At 63.0% G+C, this 13,158-nt stretch carries 13 protein-coding genes and 5 tRNA genes; 12 read left to right on the top strand and 6 right to left on the bottom strand.

Going from position 1 to position 13,158, the window contains the following annotated elements:
* The first annotated feature begins 22 nt into the window (after window positions 1-22).
* The 12 genes from DL240_RS06800 (at window position 23) to rplL (ending at window position 5,822) form a co-directional block, all read left to right on the top strand.
* Window positions 23-95 (top strand) — tRNA-Thr (locus DL240_RS06800).
* A gap of 58 nt (window positions 96-153) precedes the next feature.
* A tRNA-Tyr gene (locus DL240_RS06805) sits at window positions 154-235 on the top strand.
* A gap of 35 nt (window positions 236-270) precedes the next feature.
* Window positions 271-343: transfer RNA gene (locus tag DL240_RS06810), tRNA-Gly, on the top strand.
* A 44-nt stretch (window positions 344-387) separates the two neighbouring features.
* Window positions 388-460 (top strand) — tRNA-Thr (locus DL240_RS06815).
* A gap of 165 nt (window positions 461-625) precedes the next feature.
* Window positions 626-1,819, top strand: a complete 1,194-nt coding sequence (tuf, locus tag DL240_RS06820) for an elongation factor Tu (RefSeq protein WP_111729114.1) — start codon at window positions 626-628, stop codon at window positions 1,817-1,819.
* A gap of 121 nt (window positions 1,820-1,940) precedes the next feature.
* Window positions 1,941-2,013, top strand: a tRNA-Trp gene (locus tag DL240_RS06825).
* A 117-nt stretch (window positions 2,014-2,130) separates the two neighbouring features.
* A complete protein-coding gene (gene secE, locus DL240_RS06830; RefSeq protein WP_158542407.1) occupies window positions 2,131-2,520 on the top strand; it encodes a preprotein translocase subunit SecE in 390 nt (129 codons plus the stop codon).
* Between the two features lie 12 nt (window positions 2,521-2,532).
* Window positions 2,533-3,087: a transcription termination/antitermination protein NusG gene (gene nusG / locus DL240_RS06835; protein WP_111729116.1), complete on the top strand. Its 555-nt coding sequence runs from the start codon at window positions 2,533-2,535 to the stop codon at window positions 3,085-3,087.
* A 216-nt stretch (window positions 3,088-3,303) separates the two neighbouring features.
* The gene (gene rplK / locus DL240_RS06840) at window positions 3,304-3,747 is read left to right on the top strand and encodes a 50S ribosomal protein L11 (protein WP_111729259.1); all 444 of its coding nucleotides are present in this window, start codon (window positions 3,304-3,306) and stop codon (window positions 3,745-3,747) included.
* A complete protein-coding gene (gene rplA, locus DL240_RS06845) occupies window positions 3,740-4,441 on the top strand; it encodes a 50S ribosomal protein L1 (RefSeq protein ID WP_111729117.1) in 702 nt (233 codons plus the stop codon). The genes rplK and rplA overlap by 8 nt, the downstream gene beginning before the upstream one ends.
* 399 nt (window positions 4,442-4,840) lie before the next feature.
* Entirely contained in the window at window positions 4,841-5,356 is a 516-nt protein-coding gene (gene rplJ, locus DL240_RS06855) for a 50S ribosomal protein L10 (RefSeq protein ID WP_111729119.1), read from the top strand.
* An 85-nt stretch (window positions 5,357-5,441) separates the two neighbouring features.
* Window positions 5,442-5,822 carry a 50S ribosomal protein L7/L12 gene (gene rplL / locus DL240_RS06860; RefSeq protein ID WP_111729120.1) on the top strand — a complete coding sequence of 127 codons (381 nt, stop codon included), beginning with the start codon at window positions 5,442-5,444 and terminating at the stop codon, window positions 5,820-5,822.
* 283 nt (window positions 5,823-6,105) lie between these two features.
* Here the strand turns inward: rplL and DL240_RS06865 are convergent, their stop codons facing one another.
* From DL240_RS06865 to DL240_RS06890, 6 genes are all read right to left on the bottom strand, one after another.
* Entirely contained in the window at window positions 6,106-7,374 is a 1,269-nt protein-coding gene (locus DL240_RS06865; protein ID WP_111729121.1) for a hypothetical protein, read from the bottom strand.
* A 175-nt stretch (window positions 7,375-7,549) separates the two neighbouring features.
* Window positions 7,550-8,236: an RNA polymerase sigma factor gene (locus DL240_RS06870; protein WP_111729122.1), complete on the bottom strand. Its 687-nt coding sequence runs from the start codon at window positions 8,234-8,236 to the stop codon at window positions 7,550-7,552.
* A gap of 105 nt (window positions 8,237-8,341) precedes the next feature.
* Window positions 8,342-9,625 (bottom strand): hypothetical protein, encoded by a 1,284-nt coding sequence (locus DL240_RS06875; RefSeq protein ID WP_111729123.1) that lies wholly within the window; start codon window positions 9,623-9,625, stop codon window positions 8,342-8,344.
* Window positions 9,626-10,031: 406 nt separating this feature from the next.
* On the bottom strand, window positions 10,032-10,964 hold the full coding sequence (locus tag DL240_RS06880) for an endonuclease I family protein (protein ID WP_111729124.1): 933 nt from the start codon (window positions 10,962-10,964) through the stop codon (window positions 10,032-10,034).
* A gap of 120 nt (window positions 10,965-11,084) precedes the next feature.
* The gene (locus DL240_RS06885) at window positions 11,085-12,092 is read right to left on the bottom strand and encodes an endonuclease I family protein (RefSeq protein WP_111729125.1); all 1,008 of its coding nucleotides are present in this window, start codon (window positions 12,090-12,092) and stop codon (window positions 11,085-11,087) included.
* A gap of 106 nt (window positions 12,093-12,198) precedes the next feature.
* A complete protein-coding gene (locus tag DL240_RS06890; RefSeq protein WP_111729126.1) occupies window positions 12,199-13,107 on the bottom strand; it encodes an endonuclease I family protein in 909 nt (302 codons plus the stop codon).
* Window positions 13,108-13,158 lie beyond the last annotated feature (51 nt).

The raw sequence follows: 13,158 nt of genomic DNA on the forward strand, positions 1-13,158 counted from the left end.
TAAGACGTAACCGACAGCGTTTGCTGGCGTAGCTCAATTGGTAGAGCAACTGCCTTGTAAGCAGTAGGTTGCAGGTTCGAGTCCCGTCGCCAGCTTTTTTTCAAGAAATGAGGTTGACTCGGCTCTTGAAACGACATAGTAGATGTCGCCCCTGGTGGGGTTCCCGAGCGGTCAAAGGGACCAGACTGTAAATCTGGCGGCTCAGCCTTCGCAGGTTCGAATCCTGCCCCCACCATGAGAGTTTTACTGACGGTAAGTAAGAATGTCAGTGCGGGAGTAGCTCAACTGGTAGAGCATCAGCCTTCCAAGCTGAGGGTTGCGGGTTCGAGTCCCGTCTCCCGCTCTCAAACATAGCTGTCAACGTTACCAGTCGTTGATAAGCGTCACGCCCTCGTAGCTCAGCAGGTAGAGCACTTCCATGGTAAGGAAGGGGTCATCGGTTCGAATCCGATCGAGGGCTCTACGGCAAAGCCACTGGACGCATGAGCCCCTGGAAACAGGGGCTCAGCGATGTTGTCAGGTGGCAACGTCGTGCGGTCAAACCCGTTGACCAGGCGCTGCCCGTCCAACCCAAGCATTTGTCAAACGCACACTTGGCGAACAACCGCCAGAGGAGTTGAGAATCATGGCCAAGGAGAAATTCGAACGCACTAAGCCGCACGTGAACGTCGGGACCATCGGTCACGTCGACCACGGGAAGACCACCTTGACCGCGGCGATCACTCGCGTGCTCGCTGAAGCGTCTGGCGGCGATGTAAAGGCGTTCGACGAAATCGACAAAGCTCCGGAAGAGCGCGAGCGCGGCATCACGATCTCGACCTCTCACGTTGAGTATGAGACGGAAAACCGTCACTACGCTCACGTCGACTGCCCGGGTCACGCTGACTACGTTAAGAACATGATCACCGGTGCGGCGCAGATGGACGGCGCGATCCTGGTGGTTTCGGCCGCTGACGGCCCCATGCCGCAGACCCGTGAGCACATCCTGCTTGCCGGTCAGGTTGGTGTTCCGGCGATGGTTGTCTTCCTCAACAAAGCTGACATGGTCGACGATGCTGACCTGCTCGAGCTGGTTGAAATGGAAGTTCGCGAGCTGCTCAGCAAGTACGACTTCCCCGGCGACGACATTCCGATCGTTGTGGGTTCGGCCCTTCAGGCCCTCGAAGGCGACCAGGGCGAGCTTGGTGCTCAGGCCATCCTGAAGCTGATGGCGGAAGTTGACGCTTACATTCCGCTGCCCGAGCGCGACACCGACAAGACCTTCCTGATGCCGATCGAAGACGTCTTCTCGATCTCGGGTCGTGGTACGGTTGTTACCGGTCGCATCGAGCGTGGTGTGGTCAAGCCGGGCGACGAAGTTGAAATCGTCGGTCTGCAGGCCAAGGCTGAGAAGACGGTTGTCACCGCGGTTGAAATGTTCCGCAAGCTTCTCGACGCCGGTCAGGCGGGCGACAACGTGGGTTGCCTCCTTCGCGGTATCAAGAAGGAAGATGTCGAGCGTGGCCAGGTTCTGGCCAAGCCGGGCAGCGTGACCCCGCACACGAAGTTCGCCGCCGAGATCTACGTGCTGACCAAAGAAGAAGGTGGACGTCACACTCCCTTCTTCGCCGGGTACCGCCCGCAGTTCTACTTCCGCACCACCGACGTTACCGGTGAGATCATCCTGGAAGAAGGCGTTGAGATGGTCATGCCTGGCGACCGCATCACCGTCACGGCCAACCTGATCACCCCGATCGCCATGGAAGAAGGTCTGCGCTTCGCGGTTCGCGAAGGTAGCCGTACCGTCGGCGCCGGCGTCGTCACCAAAATCATCGAATAAGATGGTTTAGCGCCCCCGCCAGTCGGGGGCGCGAAATAAACCGCGATGGGCCATCGTTGGAGTATTCCCGCGATGGGGGCAGGGCGCCGCGAGCGCCCTGTTCTGGCCTATCGGCCGGTTTAGGCCAGTAGCTCAGTTGGTAGAGCATCGGATTCCAAATCCGACGGTCGGGGGTTCGAGTCCCTCCTGGCCTGCTTCCCGATGATTCGGGAGTTTACGCGCGGGGCCTCTTTATGAGTGCCCCGTCTTTGTTCCCGGCGCCGGTCGCTCATGGATTTGAGCCGCCTTCTTGGCGCCAAACGAGAGCGATTATGGACGTTTCGCGCTTAGTGACGCTGACGTATATCACCACGGCCATCGTGGCGTTCGTCATCTTCCAGAAGACGTATCAATGGATTGAGACGTCGATCGATGCGGTGTCTGACTTTATGGTCATTCCCCCGATCATCACGCTTACGACCGCGTTGGCAGTAGCCTCGGTGGTCGGGCTTGTGCTCTGGATGAAGCGTCATCCCAAGGTGGATCCCTTCCTCACCGAAGTGATCATCGAGATGAAGAAGGTCACCTGGCCGAGCTGGAAAGAGACCCAGCGGTCGACCATTGTTGTGATTATCTTCAGCATCATCTTGAGCTTCTTTCTCTGGGGTTCCGACCAGGTCTGGAAGCGAGTCACCGACTACATCCTGACGATCGGCATCTAAGGACGAACACGCATGGCATCTTCGGACACCAAAGAGTGGTACATCGTCCAGACCTACTCCGGATACGAGAACAAGGCGAAGCTCGCTCTTGAAGAGCGTATTCGCTCGGAGGGGGTCGAGGACGACTTCGACGAAATCTTCATTCCGACCGAGACTATCGTCGAGGTTAAGAACGGCAAGCGTCGTGAGCGCACCCGTAAGTTTTATGCGGGTTATATCTTTGTGAAGATGGTGCTCTCGGATCGGGCCTGGCACGTGGTCAAGAATACGCCCAAGGTCGTGGGATTTGTGGGCGGAAACCAGCGCAAGCCCGCACCTGTGCCGGAGTCAGAGTTCCGTAAGATCACCGAGCGGATCGAAGAAGGTAAGATGTCCGCCGGCCCGAGCTACAACTTCCAGAAGGGCGATAAGATCCGCGTGATCGAGGGCAACTTCAAGGACTTCACCGGCAATATTGAAGAGGTGATGGAGGAGAAGGAGAAGCTGCGGGTATTTGTCGAGATTTTCGGACGTCCGACCGCAGTGGAATTCGACTTCAACCAGGTCGAGTCGGTTGCCGACGAGTGAGAGTCAAAAAAGTTTGAGCAAATGACGCCGGGTCCTTGATCCGGCGTTTTTTTTGTTGTACTGAACCGCTCCCCGCACCGATTGCGGCCGTAGTGGCGCGCAAGGCAAGGTGGGGATTTTTTATGGCAGGAGTTGGTTTGAGCGCGGTGAGGTCATCGTGCCCGGAAGCCAACGCGAACTGCACGCCCACAGATGATGGGCGGAGATGAGGAGCATATGGCTAAGAAAGTCGTAGGACAGATTAAGCTGCAGGTCCCTGCGGGTAAGGCGAACCCCTCGCCGCCCGTCGGTCCGGCGTTGGGCCAGCACGGCGTCAACATCATGGAGTTCTGCAAGACGTTTAATGCGCGCACGCAGGACCAGGCCGGGATGATCATTCCGGTTGTGATCACGGTGTACGGCGACCGTTCGTTCGATTTCATCACCAAGACCCCGCCGGCGGCGGTGCTGGTGCTCAAGGAGCTGGGGATTTCCTCGGGCTCCGGTGTGCCGAACCGCGATAAGGTGGGTCAGCTCACGTATGAGCAGGTCAAGAAGATCGCTGAGATCAAGCTCCCCGATCTGAGCACCGACGACATTGACGCTGCTGCACGTACCGTTGCCGGTACGTGCCGTTCGATGGGTGTGGATGTGATCGGTATGGAGGTGGACAATGCCTAAGCGCGGAAAGAAGTACGAAATGGCGGCGGCGAAGGTCGACAGCCTGAAGCGTTACGAGTTGGAAGAAGCTGTGGCGCTGGTCAAGACGCTCTCGTTTGCGAAGTTTGACGAGTCCGTGGATGCGGCGATCAACCTCAACGTTAATCCCCGTCACGCCGACCAGATGGTTCGCGGCGCGGTTTCGCTGCCTCACGGCATCGGTAAAGAGACCCGCGTGCTGGTGTTCGCCAAGGGCGAGAAGGCCAAAGAAGCGCAGGACGCCGGTGCGGACTTCGTGGGCAGCGATGACTTGATCGAGAAGATCAACGGTGGCTGGACCGACTGGGATGTGACCGTGGCCACGCCCGACATGATGGGCCAGGTCGGTCGCATCGGTCGTGTGCTCGGACCGCGTGGTCTGATGCCGAACCCGAAGGCCGGCACGGTGACCTTTGATGTGGCCAAGATCGTGAATGAGCTTAAGGCCGGTCGCGTGGAGTTCCGCGTGGACAAGGCTGGTATCATTCACATCGGCGTGGGGCGCACGAGCTTTGACGCTCAGAAGCTCAGCGAGAACGTCGAAGCGCTGATCGAGACGCTGGCGCGTCTGAAGCCGGCGAGTTCGAAGTCGCCGTACTTCAAGAGCATTGCGCTGAGCTCGACGATGAGCCCGTCGGTCAAGCTGGACACCGCGTTTGCGCGTGACATGCTCTGATCGTGATGTCTGAAAAAGCGTCGGCTCTGCGGAGCCGGCGCTTTTTTCTGGCATCCGAAGAGATGCAAGCTTGACGGACGCCCTGGGCTCGACTACCAAGGGCGCCGTCAGTCGGGAGACCCCGGCGAACAACGCGAACTCCGACACAAGTCGAAGTCGCGATGACATAGAGTTGCTTTCGACGTCGAAGAAGCAGGTGAGCGCCATCGGGGCGTTCGTAAATCCCGCGGAGACGGTTTTATGCAACGTAGCACAGCCCCCGGCGATGGTGTCGGACAGGCTGGACGACGTTTATGAGACCCTCCGCGCTTTGGCGCCGAGGGTTTTGTTGTTGGATGGCGTCGAGTTTTGGTGCGTAGACTACGTGCCGGGCTCGAAGCGAGAACTTAAGGAGATGCGATGAATCGCGCGGAAAAAGAACAAGAAGTCGCGTCGATCCGCTCCGGTCTCGAGCAGGCGAAATCCGTCATCCTGGCGAGTCATGTGGGTATGGACGTGAACACGGTGAACGAACTTCGTTCGAAGTTCCGTGCCGAAGGCGTCCAGTACCGGGTGGTCAAAAATACGCTGGCGAAGCTGGCTATTGCGGGCACCGACATGGAAGTGATCTCGGATCTGTTTAAGGGCCCCGTCGCCATCGCGTACAGCGAAGAAGATGCGGTCAGCCCGGCCCGAGTGATCAAAGACTTCGCCAAGGATCACAACGCCTACGAGGTGCGTGGTGGTTACCTGGACGGTCAGGCGCTGGATGTTGATGGCGTCAAGCGTCTGGCGGATATGCCGACCAAAGACGAGCTGCGTGCGAAAGTGCTCAGCCTGTTCACGGCGGTGCCCACCAAGTTTGTCCGCACGCTCAATGCTGCGCCGACGTCTTTCCTGCAGGTCCTTACGGCCCGCAAGCAAGACATCGCGTAAAGACCGGAGAGGGCGACCTCTCACCCCCCTGTTTACGAACACCAAAAATGCTCGCGAGATGGCGAGCGCATAAGGAGAGCATATCATGGCTGACGTTACCAAAGAGCAAGTCGTTGAGTTCCTTAGCAACATGAGCGTGATGGATCTGGCCGGTCTGGTCGAAGAGCTGGAAGAGAAGTGGGGCGTGAGCGCCGCCGCTGCTGCTCCGGTGATGATGGCTGCTGGCCCGGGTGCCGGCGAAGCCGCTGCTGAGCAGACCGAGTTCAACGTTGTTCTGGCCAGCTTCGGCGACCAGAAGATCAAGGTCATCAAGGCCGTGCGTGAGCTTACCGGTCTGGGTCTTAAGGACGCCAAGGATCTCGTGGAAGGCGCTCCGTCCAACGTCAAAGAAGGCGTGGACAAGGATGAGGCCGAGAAGATCAAGGCTGCCCTTGAAGAAGTCGGCGCGACCGTCGAACTCAAGTAATCTCGCGCTCCCGTAGAGGAGCGAGATGAACGAAACGCAAATACCCCGCAACCTCTTCAGGTTGCGGGGTATTTGCGTTTGGGGGGATAGGTCGGGTGCCAGGCGAGCGAAGGGGTGCCAGGTGCAGGATCGGGTGCCGCTAGCTCGGGTGCCAGGTGAGCGAACAGGTGCCAGGCGCTAGCTCGGGTGCCAGGTGAGCGAACAGGTGCCAGGCGCTAGCTCGGGTGCCAGGTGAGCGAACAGGTGCCAGGCGCTAGCTCGGGTGCCAGGTGAGCGAACAGGGTTAGCGGTCGGACGTTTTACGAAGTTCTTCGGCCTGCTGTCGGGCGTTTCGGGCCGCCTGGGGGTTGTTGAGTTCGTCGTGAGCCCAGGCGATGAGGTCGTAGGCGCGTGCGCGGCGTTCGGGGGAAGTTTCGCTCTGGAGCGCGGAGGTGGCCTCCTGGAGAGTTTGCTCAGGGTTGGCGTTGGCGCGGGCGCGTTCGGCGCGCTGGAGGGCGCTTGCCGCGGGGGCAAAGGAAAATTCGTCGTCGGCCGCTTCGGCGGGAGCCACGAGGTTGTCTTCGATTGCTGCGGACGGGGGGGCTTGTTCGGCTTGTGGTGCGGCACCCAGGGATGGGGCCGTGGCGAGTTCGCGTTCGGCGGGGGCATCGCGGCGCGTGCCGATTCCACCGCCGCCGCGACCGAAGCCGGTCATGCCTTCGGTCATGGGAGCAGCCGTGGTGCGGGAGCGGGTCCGGGCAGCTGCGGCCGGGGCTTTTGCGCGCGGAGTGGCGTCGGATTCTACGAGTTCGTCGAGTGTGGTGGGGAGAGCGGGTTCGGCAGGGCGTGAAGGTGCCAGGGAGGGCTCGGCGAGGGCTTTGCGGGCGGGAGATGGGCCACTTCGGTCGGCGGTGGTCGAAGCGGGGGCCCGGCGTTTGCGTTGCGCGGGGGCGGGCTCCCGGGGCTTTTGCTCGGCCAGGTTGGCAGCGGGCGCAGCCTCGGTGATTTCGGCGATCTCGGCGATTTCGGCGCGAGGATCGGCTTCCGGAGCCTCGTGTTCTTCTGCCGGGAGGGAGGCTTTAAGGGAGTCTGCGGCGGCTTCTTTTTTGGGGGAGGCCGGCGCAAGTTGGCCGTGTTGGAATTCGGTGGGAGAAGACGCGGCGCGGCCGAGTTCGGCGTGGGGATCGGTGCCCTGGCGAGGAGCGTCGAGGTGGAGGGTGCGCAGGATGCCGGCGATGCCCAGGAGGAGGGCGGCGGCCACCAGGCCCTGTCGCAGGCCGGGGATGTGCCAGGTGCGTCGCCAGAGGGAGGCCCGTGGGTCGCGGGGGCCGCGACGCGGGGCGGGGGCGTGTGCGCGTGCGTCTTCCAGGATGCGGGCGGTGAGTTCGGGGGGAACCTGGGCCGGTGGAGCGCTGTGCTGGTTGATGAGGGCGCGGTGGTCGGTGAGCTCTTTAAAGCGGGCGCGGAGCTCGGGATCGGCGTCGAGGCGCGCGCGCAATTCGGCCGCGTCTACGGGGGAGAGGTCGCCGTAAAGGAGGTCGAGGAGCTCGTGTTCTGGGAGTTGCGGGCTCATCGGGGCCAGATCCAGGTCAGAGAGGCGTCGGCGGTTGATACCTGCATCCCGGTGCGGTCGGAGCGCCGGGGGGTAGGGCTATGAACGGGAACGTGGAGATTTGGATCTAAATTCGTACGCTCCGGGAGCCGAAGCATGACGGACGCGGGTGGGGAGGCGGGAAAAGAGGCGATCATCATGGCAGAACCTCTCCGGCTTCATCGGCGTCGAAGCTTTCCTGGCGAAATTCGGCGAGTTCACCGCGCAGGGACTCCAGGGCGTAGCGCATGCGGCTTTTGATGGTGGGTTCGGGGCAGTCGAGGAGGGTGGCGATTTCGCGAAATTTGAGTCCGGAGATCTCGCGCAGCAGGAAGACCTCGCGTTGGTCCTCGGGGAGTTGCTGGAGGGCGTGATCGAGGCGATCGCGGAAGACCTGTCGCTCGTGGTTCACGGTGGCCGAGCGGGCATTCAGATCGGGGAGCACGTCCTGGTGCGTGGCGCCGTCATCCTGGCCGAGGGGGCGCTGCAGGGAGAGGGTGGTCGCGCGCTGGTGCTTACGGGCGTGATCGATGCAGAGGTTGCGCGCGATGGTGTAGGCCCAGGTCGTAAATTTGGCGTCGGGAGCGTAGGAGGTTGCGCTTTTGACGATGCGCAGAAAGGTCTCCTGGAGGAGTTCTTCGGCGAGGTCGGGACGGCGGCAGCTGCGCAGGATGAAGTTGTAGAGCGGAGTCTGGTGGCGGGTGACCAGGGTGGAGAAGGCCTGGGAGTCGCCGGTGGCGTAGCGGCGCATCAGCTCTTCGTCGCTGAGCTCTCCGGGAGAGGCGTCCCGGGGGGGGCGTCTGCGCGGTCGACCGAGCAGAGACTTGATGGCAGCGAGGAGCATCGGGGCGTCGGGCAGAGGGGAGAAAAAGTGCGCGACGTAGAGCTTAGCGAAGGCGGGGGGGCGGGGGCAACGCGCGGTGGCGCGTTGCCCCCGGGGTGAGGCTATTTATTTGAGTTCATCGGCGGTCTGCCGGGCCAGTTGGCCAAGGGTGGTGCGACTCCCCCAGCCGGGGAGGCGCTGGCGCTCCGTGCTGAGGGCGGCGACCTGCTCGGCGAGTCCGGTGAGCTTCAGGGTGCCGGCGCAGACGACGCCCAGGGTTTTTGCGGACCAGGAGTCTATGGTCAGGAGTTGAGCGACTACGGGTTGGAAGTCGGTGATCTTCTCGCGCTCCATGGTGCCTTTGTAGAGGCTGCAGACCTGGTGGGAGGCGCGCTCAAAGCTGTCGTCGGACGGCAGATCCCAGCCCTCGGTGGTGGTGGGCAGGGCGGAGGCGATCAGGGGGAGGCTGTCGCGTTTGTGGGTGTCGACGATGTAGTTGGCGGCGACCCAGCGCAGCATGCCCGGGCGCTCCTGGATCACTTTTTGGAAGGTGGGGGCGGAGTCTTTGCCTTTGACGCGAGCCAGGGCTTCCATGGCGCCCTGGAGGTATTCGGCGGAGGTGTTCGGGTCGAAGATCGCGAACTCGTAATAGGAGGCGGCCTGGTCGGTGTTGGCGTTGAAGACGGCCTGGGGCAGATCGCGTTTGAGTTCGGGGTGTTCTTCGCGGGCGCGTTCGGCCAGGGCGGCGTCGATGGGGCCCTGATCTTCTTTGGGGAGGGAGGCGCGCATGGCTGTGGCGACTTTACCGGGTAAGAAGGTGGTTTTGAGCCAGGGCGCGACGAGGTCTACCGCGCCGGGACCGGCCAGCGGGACGATCTGGGCGACGGTGGCGTCGCCGAGCTGATTGCGGAGTTCGAGATCTTTTTCGAGCCAGCCCTTGAAGATGGCCTGAGCGCGAGGTTTGGTCTCGTCGCTGAAGTAGTCGTAGAGGGCGTAGGCGGCGTCTTTGGCGCGGGTGGATTGGGAGTCGCCGACGACCAATTCGGCGCCCTTTTCGCGCATTTCGTCGGTGAGTTCGGGGATGTCCTGTTGCTGCCACATGGCCTCGATGGTGGGCATGGCGCCGTCGGCCATGGCCTGTCGGGCGGCGGCATCGTTGGTTTGCTCGAGCACGCGGGGGACGCGGGCGTGATCGCCCTCTTCGATGAGGATCTGGACCGCGCGTACGCGGACCTCCATGGGTTCTTCGGGGCTCTCCGCCCAGGCGGCGAGTTGGTCGGTGCCGCCTTTGGAGGTGCGCCAGACTTCGAGATCTTCGGGGGAGCGCTGGCAGGCGGCGGTCAGCAGAAGGGCTGCCACCAGCAGGAGGGCCAGGGCGCGGCGAAGCGGAGCGTAGAGGTAGGATCGCATAGGTCGGTCTCGTACCAGGGCAGAGGTCAGTTTACATCAGGTCTCAGGCGCGGGGCGCGGGTATCACTGTGGGCGCCAACGATAGTCGTCGCGGTGGGTGGTGTCCACTGCGGGGGACGCGCCTGGTGGCCTGGCACCGTACGTGGATCGAAGGTCTGGCACCGGATCGGGGGTCAGGCGTCGGATCGGTGGTCTGGCACCGGATCGAGGCCAGGCAGTGGATCGGTGGCCTGGCACCGTGACGAGGATCGGTGGCCTGGCACCGTGCCGAAGACCAGGGCTCGGATCGGAGATTAGGGCCCGGCTCGGAGGCCAGGTGTCGGATCGGTGGCCTGGCACCGTGCCGAAGACCAGGGCTCGGCTCGGAGGCCAGGTGCCGGATCGGTGGCCTGGCACCGGAGCGCTGTTAGAAGTCGGCGATCTGGTCGACGAAGTCGGGGCGATCGATGAAGGGGTTGCGGTTGTCCTGGACGGCCTCGACGCGGTCGTTGCGCAGTCGTTCCCAGTCGTCGGGGGGATCCTGGCAGTTCCACTGGCGTAGCACGGCTTCTTCCTGCGGGGGGATGGAGAGTTCGTAGCGCACCGAGAAGTAGAAGTGGGCGCGGGCAATATCACCGCGGTTCTGCATGCGGACCTCAAAGACCGGCTCGGTGCGTGAATCGGTGGAGGGGCCCAGTTTGGAGCCGCCCTCCGACCAGGAGCAGCCGCCGGCGCAGTCGGTGTGGCCGAACTCGTAGCTGGAGCGTGCGCTGTTGGAGGGCATGTAGGTGGGGAAGAGGTGGTGGATGTCACCTTCGGCCGGGAAGGAGCCGGCGCCGTTGGAGCGGGGCCAGGAGTGTTCGGTATTGAAGTTATCGGGGGTGCGGGAGCCGTTGGGGGTGGCGGTGCGCCCGGTGTAGGGACAGTGAATGAACCCGTCGAGTTGGGTGTCGATGCCGTCGACTTCGGCGTACATCAGGTCGCGGGCGGCGCGATAGGTGTACCCGGTGTGGCCGTCGACACGCTCGTGGAGCTCGGCGATGAGCTCAACATCGCTAAGGTCGTTGAGATCATTATATCGCCCATCCTCCAGACTCAGTTCCGGGGCACAACTCCAGGGCTCGGGAGACTCGCCGGCGTCGGAATCATCAGCATCCGGCTCTTCAATGTCGGCGTCGGGGACTTCGGTGTCCGGAACATCGGTATCGGTGTCGAGAAGATCGCTGTCGCCGGCGTCTTCGATGCCGGTGTCTTCGGTGATGATGAGATCAGCGTCGGGCTCGTTGGTCGGGTCGGCGGAGCAGGCGTTGAGGAGTGCAACACAAAGGGCAATGACGCCGAGGCGCGTGGTGTGACGCATGGATGATCCTGAAGGAGAACGTAAGTCACCCGCACGCGCGGCCAGAAGGGCCGCGGTGGCCTGGCGCGCGTGGTCGGAGAGGTGGGAAAGGATGTCAGGGGCGGTGGTGCCGGGGGGGCACTAGAAGTCGGCGATCTGATCGACGAAGTCGGGTCGGTCGACGAAGGGGTTGCGGTTGTTCTGGACGACTTCGACGCGGTCGTTACGCAGTCGCTCCCAGTCGTCGGGGGGATCCTGGCAATTCCACTGACGCAGCACGGCTTCTTCCTGCGAATCGATGGAGAGGCCGTAGCGCACCGAGAAGTAGAAGTGAGCACGGGCCATGTCGCCGCGATTCTGCATCCGCACCTCAAAGACCCGGCCTCGCCCGTCGTTGGAGGTGCCGAGCTTGGTGCCGACGCCGCTGTCCCAGGTGCAGCTGGAGCCGGAGCAGTCGGTGTTGCCGAACTCGAAGTTGCCCCGGTAGCTGTTGGAGCGGGAGTCGGTGGGGAAGAGGTGGTGGATGTCGCCTTCGGCTGGATCGACGTTGGCGCCGTCGGAGCGGGGCCAGGAGTGTTCGGTGTTGAAGTCGTCGGGGGTGCGATCGGGCTCGGTCACCCCGTTGATCACTGCGTAGCCCGGGGTGGCGGTGGTCCCGGTGTAGGGGCAGTGGAGCAGTCCGTCGGCCTGCACATCGATGCCGCCTTCGGGGTCGTACATGAAGTTGCGGGCGTTCTGGTAGTCGTACCAGGTGTGGTCATCGACCTTCTGGAAGAGCGCGTCGATCAGGGCCTGGTCGCTCAGGTCGTTGAGATCGTTGTAGCGGGCGTCGTCCAGATTGAGATCGGGGGCGCAGCTCCAAGGCTCGTCAGGGTCAGTGTCGGGCTGGTCGGCGTCGGCGTCAGGTTCGTCGGCATCGGGTTCGTCGGCGTCGGCGTCAGGTTCGTCGGCGTCGGCGTCGGCGTCAGGAGTGTCGGTATCCGGCCGATCGGTGTCGGTGTCGGCGAGATCGCTGTCACCGGTGTCTTCGGGGCCGACGTCGGCGATGATGATGAGATCGGTGTCGGGCTCAAGGGTCGTGTCGGCAGAGCAGGCGTTGGCCAAGATGGCGAGCGTGACGAGGAGGCCGATAGGGTAGGTGTGACGCATGGTGATCCTGAGATGAAGCGGCGGTCATTCGCGTGATGCCTCGGGCCCGGAAGGGGCGAGAGGGCCTGGTGGGTATGGCCAGGAGGCGAGGAAGGCTGACCGGGGGTTAAAAATCATCGAAGCGATCGACGAAGTCGGGTCGGTCGACGAAGGGATTTCGATTGGACTGGAGCATCTGGATGAGATCGTTGCGTTGGCGTTCGAAGTCATCGGGGGGATCTTCGCAGTGCCACTGGCGCAGCACGGCTTCCTCGCGGCTTTCGATGGGGAGTTCGTAGCGCAGCGCGAAGTAGAACATGGCGCGCGCGACGTTGCCGCGGGTGCTCGGGCGGACTTCGAAGACCGGGTCGCGGCCATCGGTGGCGGGGCCCCGTTCCGAGCCACTCTCGTGCCAGGGGCAGGCGTTGCCGGAGCAGGAGGTGGTGCCGTAGGGGTGGTTGCTGCGCGCGGAGTTGGCGCCCGCGTCGACGGGGAAGAGATGATGAAGATCGCTTCGGGCGGGTTCTTCATCGGCGCCCCGACTCTGGGGCCAGACGTGCTCGGTGTTGAGGCCTCCCGGGGTGTTGGAGCCGTCGGGTTCGACGCGGCGGGCGGTGTAGGCGCACTCGATCTTGCCGTCTTCCCGGGGTTCGATGTCGTTAAACAGGTAGCCGCGGGCGGTGGAGTAGTAGAAGGCGCGGTGGCCGTCGACCATGTTGAAGAGGCCGCGCTCAAACTCTTCGTCGCCGAGCGCGTCGAGATGGCGGTAGCGTCGATCGTTTAAGTCGAGATCGGGATCGCAGGACCAGGGCTCGGGAGGCGCGGGTTCGGTGGGGCCGCTGTCGTCGGCGTCTGACCGGGGATCGGTGTCCTGAGGGGCGTCGGTGTCGGCGTCGACGTCATCGCCGGCGTCGGGCGTGCCGAGGTCGGGGAGGTCGGTATCAGGGGGGAGCGTGCCGGCCTGGGGGTCGACGCAGGCGCTCAGCGCGATGACGAGGAGCAGCGAGGGGGAGAGGAGCAGAGAACGCAACAGCATAAAGGGCCTCAGAGGCAGCGGTGGGCCCCGAAAGTGATAGCACCGCCGACA

Source organism: Lujinxingia litoralis, from assembly GCF_003260125.1.
GTDB lineage: Bacteria > Myxococcota_A > Bradymonadia > Bradymonadales > Bradymonadaceae > Lujinxingia > Lujinxingia litoralis.